We start from the raw sequence: 18,028 nt of genomic DNA, 5'->3' as shown, positions 1-18,028 counted from the left end.
GGCCAGGCGGAATGGGCGAGATACCTCCGATTATCGAAGCCCGAAATCCTTTCCGTAATTCCGCAGGGTATGAGAGGTGGGTGGGCAATGAAAGTGTATGACCTTACCCGGTGAAGAGCCGTCTGTACCGAGCCGCTGTAACTACGACAGCCAAGCCCTAAGCGGAACAGAAATGTAGCCGTTATGGACAGAGGGTTTTCAGATGAAGCCATAGTAGGCGTAAAACCGGTAGCCGATGAAGATGCGGTGACGTATCAGAGGGTAAAACTGCTGGAAAGTGACAGAAATGTTGGAGCCGAAGGGCGGAACATGGAACTGGTATAAGGAATCTCAGAATAGCGGTTGAAGGAGTTCAGCCATAGGAGTTTCCTTTGAAGGGGAGACGTATATATCCTGTGATAACAAAGGAAACGCGGAACGATGACAAAGCAACCCACAATGAAAAGCAAAATGAGACAACTTAGCCTGTTCGCCCGATGAAAGAAGTCTCTTCGAGAAATTGTGTGATCAGGGAGACCTGTTGACCGGTTTCGAGGCAGTGAAAAGGAACGGCGGGGCACCAGGTGTTGATGGTGTAACCGTTGCAGAATTTGAAAGCCGAATAGATGAAGAGCTGACCCAGCTGAGTAAGGACCTTAAAAGCTGGTGTTATAAACCAAGCCCGGTGAAACGGGTGGAAATACCAAAACCAGGTAATACCGGTGTTCGCTTGCTGGGGATTCCCTGTATTCGGGACAGGGTTGTGCATGCCACGATGAAGCACCTTCTGGAACCGATAATTGATCCCACATTTTCTGATAACAGCTATGGTTTTCGTCCCGGCTACAGTCCGCAAAAGGCGGTTGAAGCGGCACAAAAGATAGTTAAAAGTGGAAAAGAATATGTGGTGGATATTGACCTGTCTAAATTTTTTGATCGAGTTAATCATGACCGACTCATTTGTCTGCTTTCGGGCCACGTGTCAGATAAGCGCATTCTGCGCATAATCGGCATCATCTTGAGAAGCGGTGTGATGATAAATGGAACCACCAGAAAGTGGGATATAGGTTATATTCGTAGACCACACCTGATTTGATCTGGTTACATCAAAATTTCTCAAAAGATATGGATACACTTTATTTTGGGGATGAGCCTTACTGGTATTCGGCTTCGGTGCAATGGATTGAATTCCCATTTTCCGCATCAATCGCTGAACCCGTTTTCGGTTAATCTTATATCCTTTGCGTCTCAGAACATTGCGCATTTGGCGGGTACCATAGAACGGATGTTCAGTATATTCAATGTCAATGAGTTTCATTAGCTCAATATTTTCAGGCGTTTCCTGTTCCCCCAGGCTTTCACGGTAATAACTGGAACGAGGCAGTCCTATCACAACTCACATTGCCTTTGAATACTGATTTTAGAGTGCTTGGGTTGAATTCGCTGTTTTTTCTCTTCAATACTCATTAAAGGTGTCCGGTGTTTTTTTTTAACCAATCCAGTTCAACCTGGAGTTTACCAACCTTTTGATAAAGACGGTCTCGCTCAATTTCGGCTTCTTTGGTTTGTTTTGCCTTGCTATTGCCAAAAACCAATGGCAGGGCTTCTATGGCTTCCTTTTTCCACCGATTTACAAGACTGGCATGAATGCCGAACTCAGAGGCTATCTCATTGACAGTTTGATTTCCTTTTATGGCTGCCAATGCGACCTTGCTTTTTAATTCTTTACTATAGTTTTTCCGTTTCAAAATATCCCCTTTCTGGACTGTTATATTTTATCTTAACACATTGTCCAGTTTTCGGGGTCCATATATGGATTCCAGGGTCTTATTCAATGAGCAGTTCAATCAGAGAGTGAAGCAAGGCTTTGCCGCGCTTCCTGGCATTATGAATAAATTCAAAAAAACCAAGATAATATAAAGGGAGTTTTTCCTGTGAGATACCCCGATGCGGTCGAAGCCAGCTTCGCAAAAGAGACCAGAAGCCTTCCATCGTGTTGACATGGACTTCATGGAATCCATCCCCATCGTCATCCCTTGCATACTCCCCTTTCCCATGGTTCACACTCTCGTGCTCGTATCCCCAATCATTCAGCCGATTATAGATTGCATATTCATCGGTATAAACTAAAGTCCCCGACAATACAGTAGCTTTTATCAGAGGCTCAATGGTTTTCTGACGGACATCGGCAAGCATTTGGATTACCACATCTCTACATCGTTGAATCATCCCGAAAACCGGTGGCTTCTCTTTTTCCTGTGTGCCCCGGCCAGGTGCTCCCTTCAACCTGTTTCTTCGGCCCTTTCTACCTTTCCGGGCTACGGCTTCAGGATTGCCTTTATGTCCTGCCACAATATAGACTTCATCAAACTCAACCTCATCATAGAGGATTATTTTTGGTTTTTTTTGACAACCCCGTCACGAAGCTGGCTGGTCATTTGATGGGCGTCGCTGCGGTTAAGCCCCAATTCTTTTGCAATTTGGTCATTGGACAGGTTCAATCCCATGAAGTAGAGGCACAAAATCCAGACTTTAAGGGGTTGATGATGCCCGGAAAAGATCGTGCCGGTAAGGTCGTCAAAGCGTTTTCCGCATTTTTTACACTCATAGCGCTGCCTGGCAGACTCTTTTTCATCGAAACCTCTTCTGATAACTCGCCGGGATTCACAAAACGGACACGCTCTTCCTTCTGGCCAGCGCAACTCTCTTACAGTGTCATAACATTGTGTGTCATCAATCAAATTCTTTATGTTTACCTGCATTTGGTGGGCTCCTTTCATGGATTGGAAAATGTAAAATCTTCCTTCACCACATCAAGACCCCGGAATCCAACATGAGCCTTTTTTTAAATCAACATAATATACTCAATTCCAATAATAATCTCGTGAGCCACAATTTCTTTGATTAAATCCTGCCTTCCCGGATTATTGTAACGATGAAAAGGTATAGCAGCTTGAAAATTAATCCAAATTTCCCTATCATTTTACTCATTATGTTAAGCACAATCATAATGAGTAATTATACGGTCTCTCATTAATAACAATTGTGGCAATTTACAAAAAACTTTATTATATCATAGATATACAAAAGCTTTTCGGCCGCCTCATTCCTCAAGGATTCAAAATAGTCTGGTGTATTTACCAGACTCTGATGTTTTTCCGCAAGGCTTTTTCAAGACGTTCAACTATGATGAGTGGTGTTACTTCTTTTTGCCGATTTTGGTGTCTTGATACAGCCGGTTACAACGCGTTTCTTCATTTTTTCCGGGCATCTGTATGGTCACTGGCTGGACAGGATTGTAGAAATTTGGACTACATTTGTTCTTTTCCAGAATGAAACTGTGATGCTTTATGGACGCGCAGTTGTATTCCCAAGGATGGGCACCAAATGCTTTGTGTGAGCACTTTACGTCAGCATTTTGAAACATAAAGCAAGCCTTCGTATTTCTGCGGTCATTTCAGGGGTGCCATCGGAATAGGGAAGTACGCAGATCTTTTTTAAAATCTTTAGCGTGCATTTCCGTACGAATCTGGGCAAGTACCCTTTCTTTCATAGTTCCTTTTGCAGATGAGGACATGGTCGTGGAAAACTTTTGAAAAAAATGGTTCCTGGCATCTGCTGTTTTGATATGGAGTCTGGTAATGACCTGTTTCTGTTTTTTCCAGAGGCCTTGGGTCTCCTTAGAAATCGGATTCGTCTCGGAACTATATATTTACATGAAAGAAGCGAACAACACGATCATAAAATTATTTATATCCCTATAAATTTAGATGCTTTGACCTTTATCCACATAAAAGATTATGAATAACATTAATAAAAACCATATATCAGAAAGGATGAGTCATGCTAAAAACAAACAATAATCAAAGTAAAGATCTGCGTGGAGCACTTGAATGGTTGAAATCCGAAGGGCTTTTGTTGGAAACTGATGTAGAAGTGAACCCGGATTTAGAAATTACCGCTCTGGAAAAGCATCTCGACGGAAGTCTGCCAATGCTTTTCAATAATGTTAAGAATTATCCCCATCTTAGAGCGGTTACAAATCTTTTCGGAAATACATCCGTTATGAATAAAATGTTTGGGTGGGAGAACGATACTGAGAGGACAAAAGATATTTCATATGCTCTTACCCATCCATTGCCTCCAATCGAAATCGATCAGGATGAGGCACCGGTACAAGAATTCGTCATAACAGATGATTTGGATGTTAACAAATGGTTGTTAGCGATAAAGCATACCCCTTTGGAAGATGAGTTTACTATTGGCAGCGGACAAAGCGTGGTCGTTGGGAAATATTTTAAGGAAGGATCCCATGTGGGGTATAATCGAATGAGTTTTCGATGGGGAAATGTGGGGACTTTTCAGGCAGCTCCAGGCTCTCATATGTGGCAATTGCAGGTTGAACACTATAATAAACCGGAAGGGATACCTATTACCATGTGCTTTGGAATCCCACCGGCAGCCAATTTAATGGCAGGCTCAGGGTTTGATTATGTCATTCTCCCAAAAGGATGTGACGAATTGGGGATTGCAGGTGCACTTCAAGGAGAACCACTTAGAATCGTCAAATGTCGTACTGTTGATGCCTATGCGCTTGCAGATGCCGAAGTGGTCCTTGAAGGTTATTTAAAACCAAAAGACCGGCGTTGGGAAACAACCGAGGCAGAGAAACAGGGCCTTCAAGGAAAGGCATGGTTTCACCCAGAGTGGGCAGGATACCAAGGGAAGGCTTACAAAACATCAACGTTTCATGTCACGGCAATAACTATGCGAAAACCAGAATCGAAACCAATCATATTCCCCCTTGGTGTTCATACTATGGATGACAGCAATATTGATACGACGGTCAGAGAGGCTGCAATCTATGAACTTTGTGAACGGCTTCAACCTGGTATAGTTCAGGATGTTAGCATACCTTATTGTTTTACCGACTGGGGAGGATGCGTCATTCAAGTTAAGAAACGAAGTATTATAGAAGAAGGCTGGCAGAGAAATTTTCTTACTGCCATTATGAGTTGCAATCAAGGAATGCGAATAGCCATTGCCATTGATACGGACGTGGATATTAATAGCATGGAGGATATTATGTGGGCAGTCACAACTAGAGTAAATCCGAAGACTGATATTATTAGTCCTGTACCCGGTGGTATTGGCCAAACCTTTATGCCTGCTGAACGAATGACTGCCGGGGAAAAAGACTGGACAGCATCCAACACTCGTTTTGAGGGTGGAATGGCTATTGATGCGACGATTCCATTCGGATATGAAGAGGATTTCCATCGTCCGACTTATGCAGTAGATAAAGTTTTAATAAAAAATTTCTTTAGTGATGAACAAATCAAAAAAGGTGAATCCTTTATGAGCGGATGGGTAAAAATTCTTTCTAAAACAGGACAATAGGGACAATATCGCTATCCGGTTCAGCAGGAGTCTTTCTGCTGCCGGGTAGCCTTTACCAGCAGATTGTGTATTCTTATGAGTGAGGAGATTCCTAAAAAAATGAAATTAAACGAGCCTGAGCCTAAATATGAAAGCTGGCACAGTATAATTGAAAATAACGCCAAGAATTTAGGTCACAAAATTTTTATCGAAAGTTTAGATCAAAATAAGAAAATAAGCTTTCATAAAATGAATGAATATTGCAACAAAGTAGCCAATTTTTTAAAAAGCCAAAAATTGTTGAAAAGCGATAAAGTCGCGTTGATCGGTAAAAACTCGATAGAAAATATGATTATCTATTTTGGCGTATTAAAATATGGAGCTATCCTCCTTCCCATTTTTTCAGAAGAGAGCCAAGATAATCTCCACCGAATTTTACGCCTCGCACAGATAAAGCTCGTTCTTTACGATAGTGACTTGAATCTTGATAAGAAAAACGGCCCCCCCGTACAATGGATTTCTTTTTCTGAATTTTTCGAAAATGATTCTGCAGAATGCGAGTTTTCTGAGCATTTAAAAGACCAATCCGTTACATTTAACGATCATCTCGGAGATAGAAATGATATTGCTGAGATTGTATACACTTCAGGCACCACAGAACTGCCTAAAGGCATTTTTATTTCTCGGGATGTATTGTTTTACATGGTGGAAGAAATATCGAAAAGAACAGGAATTACTGAAAAAGATTGTGTTTTAGAATACAGGGCATACAATTGGCTTTCTTCACAGCTCCTGACCATTCTTACAAGTATGATGAAGGGCAATTCCCTATTTTTCGGGAAGAAATTCTCACTGAGCAATTTTCCGAATTGGCTGAAAGAAAACAACATCACCGTTTCATCGGGCGTGCCAGCAGTTTTGAGTATGATGGTAAACAAGCCAGTGTCTTTGTGCAAGGAGGATGTGCCTAATTTGCGATTCATCACATCCAGTTCTGCCCCGCTGCCTATGGAAACGCAGCTCAAGTTTGAAGAAATGTACGGGATCCCCATAGTGCAGGGAATGGGCATGAGTGAAGCAGGATGGATGCTTTTTAATCCTCCAGAGAGAAAGAAAAGAGGCTCCGTCGGTTTGCCTCTCAAATACAAAGAAGTCTTCTTTGTAAAGAACAATGGCCTCAGGTGCGAACCAGGTGAAATTGGTGAAATGAGGATAAAAGGAAAGACGATGGGCTTAAGCTATCTTAATGGAGATGGCAGCATTGAAGAATTTTCTAAAGAAGGTTTTGCTACTGGAGATCTTGGTTTCATGGATGAGGAAGGTTATATTTATATCAAGGGACGAAAAAAAGAACTGATTATACGAGGTGGTATAAATATATCTCCTTTGGAAATCACTGCCTGCCTACTGACTCATCCGGAAATAAGTGAAGCAGCAACCATCGGAATCCCGGATAAAATCTATGGTGAAGAGGTTTTTTCCTTTGTGGTTCTCAAAAACGGTTCAAAGGCAGACGAAGCTGATATTATCGCTTACTGTAAAACAACATTACCCGACTTTAAAATTCCGAAAAACATACTATTTATCCCTGAAATTCCAAAAACGCAAAGAGGAAAAATAGCAAAAAAGGATCTTCTGAAATTATTTGAGGAATATATGAATTGAATTGAATTCAATGATATATTTGAAAGTTCTGTAACATAAATTTATTCAATAAAAAGGAGAAAAATATGAAAGTCAATCTTTTGAAACATTTTTTTAAATCATCGAGTTTCCTTTTATTTATGTTTTTCATGACATGTTGTGTTACAATTCAATCTACTTATGTTTTCGCAAATGAAAATCCAATAAAATTATCCATCAGTGGGGGAACTGCTGGAGGAGCATGGTCAGCTGTAACAGAAGGTATTGCGGAAGTTCTAAGAAAAAAATTGCCGGCGGGCTCTACAGTTTCTACAACGACCGGTACGGATGCAACAAATCCCTTACGAATAAATAAAGGGGTTTCTGATTTTGCCATCGGAGTATCATCCACTGTCCTGAGTGCTTCTAAAGGTGAAAAGCCTTTTAAAAAAATATGCCCCAACATTAGAGCAATCACCAGCCTCTTCGATGAGCCCTTTCAATTTGTTATTCTTAAAAAAACAGGGATAACAAGCTTTGAAGATATCAAGGTAAAACATTTTCCTCTTAAACATTCTCCAAATAAAAATGGGTCGTTTATGGAAATTTTATGCGAGGCTATGTTCAAACTTTACGGTTATGATTATCAAGAAATCAGGAAGTGGAAAGGCAATATTTATTATAACAGCTACAGTCAATCAATAAATTTGTTAAGAGGAGGCACACTATACTCTTTAAGTGGTTGCAGTCCTGTTCCTACCACAAAATTTATGGAACTATCTAGTACTCATGACATAACCATACTTCCTCTGAGTGACGAGATAATTAATTCATTAAACAACAAATATCGCACTACAAAAACAATTATTCCATCGAGCGCCTATAAATTTCTTGATACGGATATAAAGACGGTTGCTTCAAGAAATATTTTCATGTGCAGAGCCGATCTCGATGAATCAGTTGTCTACAATATTGTTAAGGCGATCCATGAAAATATTAATTATTTGGAAACTGTTCATATCGCAATGAAGGATTTAAATCCGAAATTTATGTCAGATACAGGAGGCGTTCAACTACACCCTGGTGCAAAAAAATATTACAGGGAAATAGGAGCGATAGATTAATGCCGTCCAATGAGAGGGGTGTCCCCATTTGGTTTAATTTATTTTGTTTTGGTTTATTGGGTAGTGGGCTCACACTATTCCGACATACGACATGTTGTGTTTTTGCTGTCTAAAAACACACAATACCTTGTTGTTTTTGTGCGGTTAAGAATGATATGAGCCCAGTGCCGTTTATTGCAGTTTAATGTTGAGATCTTTAACTGTGATAGACTTAATGAAACGGTGTAAACTTTTTTAAAATCTGGAGATAATCATGAACAATGGAATAAAGAAATTTGCAAATATTATCGCAATATTCACCGCAATATATCACATATATATTGGATTTTTCGGGATAGAAAAGCCTTTGGCTTATTATTCAGTAACAGTTTCTTTATTCCTCTGCCTCACGTTTTTGTATTTTCCATTAAATAGCAAGGAAAAATATATTGGAATCTTCGATATAATTCCATCGGTTCTATCCTTATTGATTGGAGTTTATCTTTGCATTAACTATGATGAAATATCGATTCGTCCTACAATGATAGGAGAAGTTTCAACGATTGAATTTATTCTAGGAATTTTTGCAATTCTACTGGTGCTTGAAGCAACAAGAAGAACCATAGGAATGTCACTCGTATGGATTGCAGTAATTTCTCTTATCTACTGTTATGTAGGGAAATATATCCCGGGCATGTTCGGCCATAGCGGATTCACGATCAAAGATATTGTTGAATCAATGTATCTCACCCTTGATGGAATTTATGGTAAGCCAATAGCCGTAGTGGCAACCCTAGTGATTCAATTTATACTTTTTGGAGCCTTTCTTGAGAGTTCGGGAGCAGCAACTTTTTTCGTAGACATTTCAATGTCTTTAGTTGGACGAATGAAAGGAGCCGCAGGCCATATAGGTACCGTTGCTGCGGCGTTGTTTGGAATGATGATTGGCAGCCCCACAGCAACTACGGTTGCTGTGGGTTCCTTTAGTATTCCCATGATGAAAAAGACAGGTTTCAGTTCAACTTTTTCAGGAGCGATTACTGCCGTTTCCAGTACAGGATCTGCGCTAGTGCCACCTGTTATGGGTACAGCCGTGTTTCTTATGGCAGAAATAACAGGGATTCCATATGCAGATATTTGTGTCGCGGCCATTTTCCCAGCAGTCCTATACTTCTTGTCCTGTACTTTGATGATTTATTTTGAAGCAAGCAAAAAAGGCATTGAAGGGTATAAAAAGGAAAATCTGCCAAGCTTCTTTAAAACGCTTCCTATCAGTACACAATATATAATACCCATTGCTTTGTTGATCATTTTATTAATGCGAGGCTTTCCACCTGCATATGCGGCAATCGTGGCATCTTTTTTTATATATCTGGCAAGTTTCTTACGAAAGAAAACACGAATAACTTTTTCCAAACTTTGTGACACAATGGTCGCAACTTCAAAAACTTCGATTGCTGTTATGACATCTTGTGCATCTGCTGGCATCGTCGTCGGCGCAATAATGTTAACAGGGTTGGGTGGCAAATTTGCCAGTATCGTTATTGCATTATCTCAGCAGAATTTAATATTAGCTCTCATTTTGACAATGACGGCCGCTCTAATTCTTGGTATGGGTATGCCCTTGCCAGTGGTTTATATTCTAGTTGCTGTTTTGTGCGGTCCAGCAATAGTCTCTCTTGGTATTCCTATTATTGCAGCACATCTGTTTCTCGTGTATTTCGCATGCATCTCTGCACTCACACCACCAGTAGCTGTCGCGTCCTATGCAGCATCTGCAATATCAGGAGGCAATCCTCTGAAAACTGGATTTGCGGGATTTAAATATGCTATCGCAGGATTTATCATACCGTATGTAATGGTTTATAATCAGTCCATACTTTTGATAGGGAGTTTTAAAGCCGTATTATTTGCAGTAATTTCTGCTACCATAGGTATTTTTGCGCTTTCTGCAGCAATATCAAAGTGGGTATTTACAAGATTGACGCTCGTAGAGCAGCTATTTCTTTTTTTAACTGGGATTTTGCTTATTTTTCCGGGTTGGTTAACGGATACTATAGGAATTGGCATATTGATTCCGATATTATTTATTAATTATTATAAAAATAAAACAAAATCTATATCCAAACATATTCCTGAAAATGTCTAATGAAAAGGAGATAAAACTATGTTTACATTAAAATCTAAAGTATTTAGGGACAGTGGTAAAATTCCAGAAAAATATGCTGAAAAGAACAGTATTTCCCCGCCAGTATATTGGGAAAACATCCCACAGGGAACTAAAAGTTTTGCTTTGGCGGTCACTGATCCTGATCTACCACAAGAGATTGGATTTCCAAGAGTTTTTGCCCATTGGCTTATTTATAATATTCCTTCTTCCATTAGCGGATTGCTTGAAGGTACTAGTCCAGATGGAGAATTGCCTGACGGGTCAAAAGAATTGAATAGCGATTTTTTTACCTTTAATATACCAGGATATAATAAGGGATACGGCGGGCCATGGCCACCGGATTCCGCTCATAGATATGTGTTTACGCTTTATGCGCTAAAAGAGGAAAAGATCGATATACCAGAATCGGGAGATTATTTTGATTTTGTAAATGCTGTCCTGCCAAATACAATAACAACTGCCGTTTTGATAGGATACTATGGACCTGCAGTGAATCCGCTGCCAAAAGAATAATAGCTGAAACCAAACATTTTGTTTATCAAATTATTTAAGCTGAGGATATGACTATGGCTTCAAAAGTTAAAAAAATGATTTTTGCAACGGATCTATCGATGGGAGCACGTTACGCTTTCAAACATGCAGTGGACATTGCCGTTCATCTGAATGCCGTAATCACCGTTCTGCATGTTATTGAGAATATTCCGAACGAATTAGAATTTGTAGATCTTATTGGTGAAAAAAAATGGAAAGAATTAAGGAAAAAGCGCTACCAGGATGCTAGAGATGTTTTAATTGACAAAAAAACAGAAAGAAGATTAATTGAAAAAACCTTAAAACAATTGTGTACCAACATGCAGAACGAATCCGCTATGCCCTCGGAACTAGTTGAAATTGAAGTGAAGTATGGCGATACAGCGAAGCTAATTATCGATCAAGTGGAAAATGGTAATTGTGATATGATAGTTCTGGCTTATCATTATCGAAATTTAATCAAAGAAGTTTTACCTGGTCAAGTTACAAGGAAAGTGTTGAAACATGCTAAAATACCAATTTTACTAATACCTATTTCTCATGCTGGATAAATTTGGGAAAGCTTTTGAAAAAATTTAGATTTACACCTCAGAAACTGCTTTATAAGGAAAACGTATTCAGGCTATGCACTATCATATTACCCGAAATGCCTAACAGGCAGTACCAATATTTTTAACATATTAATTTTATAATAAAATGGAGATAACACTATGAAAAAAAGAATTGTTATAGGTCTTGCAGGGGCAAGTGGTATTATTTATGGTGTAAAAATGCTTGAATATCTGAGAGAAATGGATTACGAAACTCATCTGATCATTTCTGAAGCTGGAAAACTCAATATCCGGATTGAAACAGATTACAAACCCGAAGATGTAGCAGCCATGGCAGATTTTACATATGACCACAAGAATGTAGCTGCTGCACCAGCGAGCGGTTCTTTTTTGACCGAAGGCATGGTGGTGGTGCCTTGCACGGTAAAAACGCTCTCCGGAATTGCCAATTCCTATACTGAAAATCTTCTGGTTAGAGCAGCGGATGTTTCTCTTAAAGAAAAGCGGAAACTTGTTTTGGTGGTTCGAGAAACTCCACTACATAAGGGGCATTTGAGATTGATGAGCCAAGCGGCTGATGTAGGTGCCCACATTCTTCCCCCTGTCCCATCATTTTATCACATGCCCAAAACTATTGATGATATCATTGATCAAACCATTGGAAAGGTTTTTGATTACATGGGCATCCAACATAATCTTTTCAAACGCTGGGGAGAAAACAGCAGCCGGGGTAAAATTCCCAGTCGCCATCCTCAAAAACCGGTTGTTATAGGAGTCTGAAAGGGTGTTTATGAAGAATATGTTATACTTGTGGATGAAGGAAATCTTATATGGCCCAACTCCTGCTGCGAACATACCGAACCGGGAGAGTCTTATGAGCATGCAGTAATCAGAAGGGATAATGAAATTTGTCGTATTTTTTTCAGGCGATGTCATACCGAATCGGCAAGAGGTTAAGAATATAAGATGGATACAATGGAAAGATTGGTTGAAGGAAACAAGTAACTATCCTTTTAAATACATTCCTTTTTAATTATACTTTTTTTTGTAAGCTTGGGGGGAACCTGTTTACGGCTTAAACTGCAACCCAGAGTTGAAGGGATGGTGGAACGACTATGGTATGGTTGTTGGGGTGATAAAACATATTCATCACCCCAGCACTTTGCCTCTTGTGTCTTTTTTTTCAATTATCTCTGCTACCTTCAAAAAATCTAATTAACTTCTATTTTGGACTTTTGTACTGTTTTCTTATTCGTTAATCGATGCTCATTTTTTTGATCTTTATGTAATACTTATTATCTTAACAGTTTACATGAAAATATAATCATCTAAAATCATAACAAAGCTGGAAAGCCCGTTATTTCAATAAACACCTGAATAAAAAGGGGGTCAATTATGTTTAAAAATATAACAGTAGGAAAAAAAATTACAGCTGAATTTGGCCTTATCTTTTTTCTGCTTTTGATTGTAGGTTTTGAAGGCTATTGGGGGCTTAAGAACTCTTCAGACGGCTTTATGGGATATAGGGAGATGGCAAGACATACCAATCTTGCCGGACGCCTGCAGACAAATATGCTGATATCCCGTATGAATGTTAAAAATTATTTGACTTCAGGCAGCGATGAAGCACTTAAGGCATTTAATGAACGTTGGGAAAAATTGATAGGATTCCAGGCCGAGGTTCAAAAGGAAATTCAGGATCCCAAACGAGCCGCGTTGATTAATGAGATTGAAAGCGTTCTGGTTGACTATCGTAAAGGATTTGATCAAGTTATTAAATATAAAGAACAACGCAATCAACTGGTCAATGATGTTTTGAATGTAAAAGGGCCTTTGATGGAAAAATCTTTGACAAAAATCATGATCTCAGCCAGGGATGATGGTCATATAATTGCAGCTTTCTATGCAGGCATGACCATGAAAAGTCTGCTGTTGGCAAGGCTTTACATGGCAAAATTTTTGGACACTAATGATCATGGTTCTGTCGACAGGGTCCATAAAAAATTTCAGGATATGGATAAAAACATAAAGGTTCTGGATAATGAAATTGATGATCCCAAGCGAAGGGAGCTTTTGTCAGCTGTCAAAGAAATGAAAGGAATATATTTGACAGCATTCGACTCACTGGTCGATACGATTTTCAAAAGAAACGATATCATAGACAATACACTTGACCGAATTGGCCCAGAGGTTTCAAGTAATGCTGAAGAAGTAAAACTTGATATTAAAAAGACTCAGGACATATTAGGCTTTCAACTCATCAAATCAAATTCCAGATCCATAAAGGTGATCAGCATTGTAGCAGGTGCTGCGCTGCTTATTGGCTGCTTATTGGCTTTTTTCATAACACGTTCAGTGACGAAACCATTGAAATTTATAGTTGACGGACTTAATGAGGCAACACACCAGGTGGCATCTGCTGCAGGCCAGGTAGCTTCTTCCAGCCAATTCCTTGCTGAAGGCTCATCTCAACAAGCTACATCCATTGAAGAAACATCACCATTCATGGAAGAGATGGCCTCTATGACAACTAAAAATGCTAAAAATGCTGGTAAGGCAGATAATTTGATGCAAGATGCAAATCAGGTCGTGAAAACCGCCAATAAATCCATGGGAGAGCTTATTGTTTCAATGGATGAAATTTCTAAAGCCAGTGAGGAAACATCTAAAATTATAAAAAGAATTGATGAGATAGCATTTCAGACCAATCTTCTTGCATTGAATGCTGCTGTTGAAGCAGCACGTGCTGGAGAAGCTGGTGCTGGATTTGCTGTTGTAGCCGATGAAGTCAGGAAGCTTGCCATGAGAGCTGCAGACGCTGCAAAAGATACAGCTGAACTGATTGAAAGTACTGTGAAAAAAATTAATGATGGAACAGAAATCGTCTCAGCTACTCACGATGCATTTTTTAAAGTATCTGAAAGCAGTGACAAGGTCGGTGTCATGGTTTCTGAAATTTCAGAAGCTTCTAAAGAACAATCCAGTGGTATTGATCAGGTTAACACAGTTATTATTGAAATGGATAAAGTGGTGCAGCAGAATGCAGCTAATGCAGAAGAGTCAGCCTCTGCCTCAGAGGAAATGAATGCCCAGGCCGAGCAGCTCAAGGTTTATGTTGATGAACTGACCTCAATGGTGAATGGCAAAAATGACCAGCATAATAAATACCCAATAAAATTATCTATAAGTGGAGGAACTGCTGGGGGAGCATGGTCAGCTGTAACAGAAGATATTGCGGAAGTTGTAAGAAAAAAATTGCCGGCGGGCTCTACAGTTTCTACAATTACTGGTACTGATGCAACAAATCCCTTACGAATAAATAAGGGAATTTCTGATTTTGCCATCGGAGTAGCATCCACTGTCCTGAGTGCTTCTAAAGGTGAAAAGCCTTTTAAAGAAACATGCCCCAACATTAGAGCAATCACCAGCCTCTTCGATGAGCCCTTTCAATTTGTTATTCTTAAAAAAACAGGGATAACAAGCTTTGAAGATATCAAGGTAAAACATTTTCCTCTTAAACATTCTCCAAATAAAAATGGGTCGTTTATGGAAATTTTATGCGAGGCTATGTTCAAACTTTACGGTTATGATTATCAAGAAATCAGGAAGTGGAAAGGCAATATTTATTATAACAGCTACAGTCAATCAATAAATTTGTTAAGAGGAGGCACACTATACTCTTTAAGTGGTTGCAGTCCTGTTCCTACCACAAAATTTATGGAACTATCTAGTACTCATGACATAACCATACTTCCTCTGAGTGACGCGATAATTAATTCATTAAACAACAAATATCACACTACAAAAACAATTATTCCATCGAGTGCCTATAAATTTCTTGATACGGATATAAAGACGGTTGCTTCAAGAAATATTTTCATGTGCAGAGCCGATCTCGATGAATCAGTTGTCTACAATATTGTTAAGGCGATCCATGAAAATATTAATTATTTAAAAACTGTTCATGTCGCAATGAAGGATTTAAATCCGAAATTTATGTCAGATACAGGAGGCGTTCAACTACACCCTGGTGCAAAAAAATATTACAGGAAAATAGGAGCGATGGATTAATGCCGTCCAATGAGAGGGTTGTCAAATTTGGTTTTATTGCAGTTTTAAAATTTTATCATCACAGTTGAAAGGAGGTATTTTTATGGAAACCGTTCAGGAATTTGTCGTTCTGGTCGATGAACAGGACCGGCAGATCGGCATCCAGGCCAAACAGGATGTCCATTCCCACAACACCCCCCTGCACAGGGCATTTTCACTGTTTTTGTTCAATCCGGAGAATCGCCTTCTTTTACAACAGCGGGCCCGCATTAAAAAAACCTGGCCTCTGGTGTGGTCCAACTCCTGCTGCGGACATCCCGAACCTGGAGAGTCTTATGAGCATGCAGTAATCAGAAGGGCACGTTTTGAACTTGGGATAAATGTGCAAAAACTGCACAAAATCAGCGACTACCGATATTGTTTTTCAAAAAACGGCATTGTTGAAAATGAAATCTGCCCCATTTTCAGCGGATATTATGACGGCGACGTTCAGCCTAACCAGGAGGAAGTGGAATCCGTAAAATGGATCGACTGGGAAGCATGGGTTGATGAAACAAGGCGCTTTCCCCACCGGTATTCTCCCTGGTGTATTGAAGAAACCGGCATCATGGCTTCAATGGATTCTTTTTGGTCGTTGGGTAAAATTAAACAAATAGGGGAAAATCCCCATAGAAGTCGGCAATGTCAACGAATGTTGGGTGCATTTTACTTTCTTTAGCAGAGCTGCGACGGGACATTTCCAAATTCAGCCACCAATTTATCTGCCAACCTTCCCTGTCACAATAATTCAGGATTTCAAAATTTTGATTTCAGTAGTCTTGTTCGTCTGTAGAAACCCGAACATAGGTGATATGTTTTGCATTTTTTGAGTATATTCCCAGTAAAATTGTAACAAAATAGAGGGCTCATAAATGGCAACACATCTCAAAATTCTATCTCAATACGACATCAAGTCTTTCGAGTTACCACCGGAATTTAACGGAGATGAAAGAAAACGATTTTTTTATTTACCAAAGCCGAGGAGCAGACGATTGTGTTTGATGAAAAGGGCAAAATCAGAATATCCCTTTATAAGGTTTTGCTATTCAAAACAATGGCCTCCGCTATCAAATCAGGTGCTCTAAATTTGCACCATTCCTATAAATATAGGTCATTTTATAGTGGACCCCGAAAACTGGACAATGTGTTAAGATAAAATATAACAGTCCAGAAAGGGGATATTTTGAAACGAAAAAACTACAGTAAAGAATTAAAAAGCAAGGTCGCATTGGCAGCCATAAAAGGAAATCAAACTGTCAATGAGATAGCCTCTGAGTTCGGCATTCATGCTAGTCTTGTAAATCGGTGGAAAAAGGAAGCCATAGAAGCCCTGCCATTGGTTTTTGGCAATAGCAAGGCAAAACAAACCAAAGAAGCCGAAATTGAGCGAGACCGTCTTTATCAAAAGGTTGGTAAACTCCAGGTTGAACTGGATTGGTTAAAAAAAAACACCGGACACCTTTAATGAGTATTGAAGAAAAAAAACAGCGAATTCAATCCAAGCACTCTAAAATCAGTATTCAAAGGCAATGTGAGTTGATAGGACTGCCTCGTTCCAGCTATTACCGTGAAAGCCGGGGGGAACAGGAAACGCCTGAAAATCTTGAGCTAATGAAACTCATTGACATTGAATATACTGATCATCCGTTCTATGGTACCCGCCAAATGCGCAATATTATGAGACGCAAAGGATATAAGATTAACCGAAAACGGGTTCAGCGATTGATGCGGAAAATGGGAATTCAATCCATTGCACCGAAGCCGAATACCAGTAAGGCTCATCCCCAAAATAAAGTGTATCCATATCTTTTGAGAACTTTTGATGTAACCAGATCAAATCAGGTGTGGTCTACGGATATAACCTATATCCCACTTTCTGGTGGTTTCGTTTATTTGACGGCGGTCATGGACTGGCATAGTCGTTATGTCCTCTCTTGGGAACTTTCTATAACCATGGACAAGGAATTTTGTATATCCTCTCTGGAAAGGGCACTGCGATGTCATGGAACCCCCTATATATTCAACACGGATCAAGGATCTCAATACACAAGTCACGAGTTTACAAAAGTATTGAAAGATAAGGACATTAAAATCAGTATGGATGGGAAAGGCCGGTGTATGGACAATATTTTCATAGAACGGCTATGGCGCAGCGTGAAATATGAAGAAATTTATGTAAACGAATTTCAATCCGTTGAGCAGCTGCGCAAGTCCTTGAAAAAATATTTCAATTTTTACAACCATGAACGACCTCACCAGAGTTTTAACGGGCAAACGCCAGCCGAAATATATTATGGTAAAAATCAGTTGAGGTTGGTGGGATGATGAAAACGATGTACCGAAAAACCCGCTCCAGCGGAAACCAACCCCTTCCGACGGGCAGATTTTGGGGTGCCCATTCTCAGGGCCTGGTTTCCACTTCCGCTAGTCGCCGAAGCAAATCTGAACGCCGAACCGTGACACAGAATTACGAACATTTTCAAAATGGAAAATGACGCTTAAATTGAATGAAAAACTGTCTTGACATTGGGGTCCACTATACAGCAATATCTCAATAATTGTGTTGAGATTAATTATTTTTCACCAAATCAGCCAGGAGGAAT

14 protein-coding genes and 3 pseudogenes are annotated in these 18,028 nt (G+C 39.6%); 13 read left to right on the top strand and 4 right to left on the bottom strand.

Going from position 1 to position 18,028, the window contains the following annotated elements; translation table 11 throughout:
• Nucleotides 1–183: 183 nt before the first annotated feature.
• Nucleotides 184–324, top strand: coding sequence for a hypothetical protein (locus TOL2_RS24950; protein ID WP_158406123.1), 141 nt, complete (start codon nucleotides 184–186; stop codon nucleotides 322–324).
• Between the two features lie 196 nt (nucleotides 325–520).
• Entirely contained in the window at nucleotides 521–1,075 is a 555-nt protein-coding gene (locus TOL2_RS14645) for a reverse transcriptase domain-containing protein (protein ID WP_051012416.1), read from the top strand.
• Here TOL2_RS14645 and TOL2_RS26060 read toward each other — a convergent pair.
• From TOL2_RS26060 to TOL2_RS25275, 4 genes are all read right to left on the bottom strand, one after another.
• Nucleotides 962–1,297, bottom strand: coding sequence for an IS3 family transposase (locus TOL2_RS26060; protein ID WP_408605421.1), 336 nt, complete (start codon nucleotides 1,295–1,297; stop codon nucleotides 962–964). The genes TOL2_RS14645 and TOL2_RS26060 overlap by 114 nt on opposite strands.
• Before the next feature lie 148 nt (nucleotides 1,298–1,445).
• A complete protein-coding gene (locus tag TOL2_RS14640; RefSeq protein WP_014958143.1) occupies nucleotides 1,446–1,727 on the bottom strand; it encodes an IS3 family transposase in 282 nt (93 codons plus the stop codon).
• A gap of 79 nt (nucleotides 1,728–1,806) precedes the next feature.
• Nucleotides 1,807–2,331, bottom strand: a complete 525-nt coding sequence (locus tag TOL2_RS25280) for an IS1595 family transposase (RefSeq protein WP_014958142.1) — start codon at nucleotides 2,329–2,331, stop codon at nucleotides 1,807–1,809.
• A 38-nt stretch (nucleotides 2,332–2,369) separates the two neighbouring features.
• Nucleotides 2,370–2,741 (bottom strand): transposase, encoded by a 372-nt coding sequence (locus TOL2_RS25275; protein WP_041280036.1) that lies wholly within the window; start codon nucleotides 2,739–2,741, stop codon nucleotides 2,370–2,372.
• A gap of 1,081 nt (nucleotides 2,742–3,822) precedes the next feature.
• Between TOL2_RS25275 and TOL2_RS14615 the strand changes: the two genes are divergently transcribed.
• The 11 genes and pseudogenes from TOL2_RS14615 to TOL2_RS14565 all read left to right on the top strand — a co-directional run bounded on the left by TOL2_RS14615 (nucleotide 3,823) and on the right by TOL2_RS14565 (nucleotide 17,750).
• The gene (locus tag TOL2_RS14615; protein WP_014958140.1) at nucleotides 3,823–5,379 is read left to right on the top strand and encodes a UbiD family decarboxylase; all 1,557 of its coding nucleotides are present in this window, start codon (nucleotides 3,823–3,825) and stop codon (nucleotides 5,377–5,379) included.
• Between the two features lie 75 nt (nucleotides 5,380–5,454).
• Nucleotides 5,455–7,023: a class I adenylate-forming enzyme family protein gene (locus tag TOL2_RS14610; protein WP_014958139.1), complete on the top strand. Its 1,569-nt coding sequence runs from the start codon at nucleotides 5,455–5,457 to the stop codon at nucleotides 7,021–7,023.
• A 65-nt stretch (nucleotides 7,024–7,088) separates the two neighbouring features.
• Nucleotides 7,089–8,105 carry a TAXI family TRAP transporter solute-binding subunit gene (locus TOL2_RS14605; RefSeq protein WP_014958138.1) on the top strand — a complete coding sequence of 339 codons (1,017 nt, stop codon included), beginning with the start codon at nucleotides 7,089–7,091 and terminating at the stop codon, nucleotides 8,103–8,105.
• A 253-nt stretch (nucleotides 8,106–8,358) separates the two neighbouring features.
• Nucleotides 8,359–10,233, top strand: coding sequence for a TRAP transporter permease (locus TOL2_RS14600; RefSeq protein ID WP_014958137.1), 1,875 nt, complete (start codon nucleotides 8,359–8,361; stop codon nucleotides 10,231–10,233).
• An 18-nt stretch (nucleotides 10,234–10,251) separates the two neighbouring features.
• Complete coding sequence (locus TOL2_RS14595) at nucleotides 10,252–10,767, top strand: YbhB/YbcL family Raf kinase inhibitor-like protein (RefSeq protein ID WP_014958136.1); 516 nt, start codon at nucleotides 10,252–10,254, stop codon at nucleotides 10,765–10,767.
• 53 nt (nucleotides 10,768–10,820) lie between these two features.
• Nucleotides 10,821–11,336 (top strand): universal stress protein, encoded by a 516-nt coding sequence (locus TOL2_RS14590; RefSeq protein WP_014958135.1) that lies wholly within the window; start codon nucleotides 10,821–10,823, stop codon nucleotides 11,334–11,336.
• Nucleotides 11,337–11,495: 159 nt separating this feature from the next.
• Complete coding sequence (locus tag TOL2_RS14585) at nucleotides 11,496–12,116, top strand: UbiX family flavin prenyltransferase (RefSeq protein ID WP_014958134.1); 621 nt, start codon at nucleotides 11,496–11,498, stop codon at nucleotides 12,114–12,116.
• A 615-nt stretch (nucleotides 12,117–12,731) separates the two neighbouring features.
• Nucleotides 12,732–13,154: pseudogene (locus tag TOL2_RS26055) on the top strand (CHASE3 domain-containing protein); the annotation flags it as partial.
• A gap of 450 nt (nucleotides 13,155–13,604) precedes the next feature.
• Nucleotides 13,605–15,407: pseudogene (locus tag TOL2_RS25790) on the top strand (TAXI family TRAP transporter solute-binding subunit); the annotation flags it as partial.
• Between the two features lie 82 nt (nucleotides 15,408–15,489).
• Nucleotides 15,490–16,104, top strand: coding sequence for an isopentenyl-diphosphate Delta-isomerase (gene idi, locus TOL2_RS14575; RefSeq protein ID WP_014958149.1), 615 nt, complete (start codon nucleotides 15,490–15,492; stop codon nucleotides 16,102–16,104).
• Between the two features lie 480 nt (nucleotides 16,105–16,584).
• Nucleotides 16,585–17,750, top strand: a pseudogene (locus TOL2_RS14565) (IS3 family transposase).
• Nucleotides 17,751–18,028: the final 278 nt, after the last annotated feature.

This window comes from Desulfobacula toluolica Tol2 (assembly GCF_000307105.1).
In the GTDB taxonomy this organism is placed as follows: domain Bacteria; phylum Desulfobacterota; class Desulfobacteria; order Desulfobacterales; family Desulfobacteraceae; genus Desulfobacula; species Desulfobacula toluolica.
This window is presented reverse-complemented; position numbering and strand designations above follow the sequence as displayed.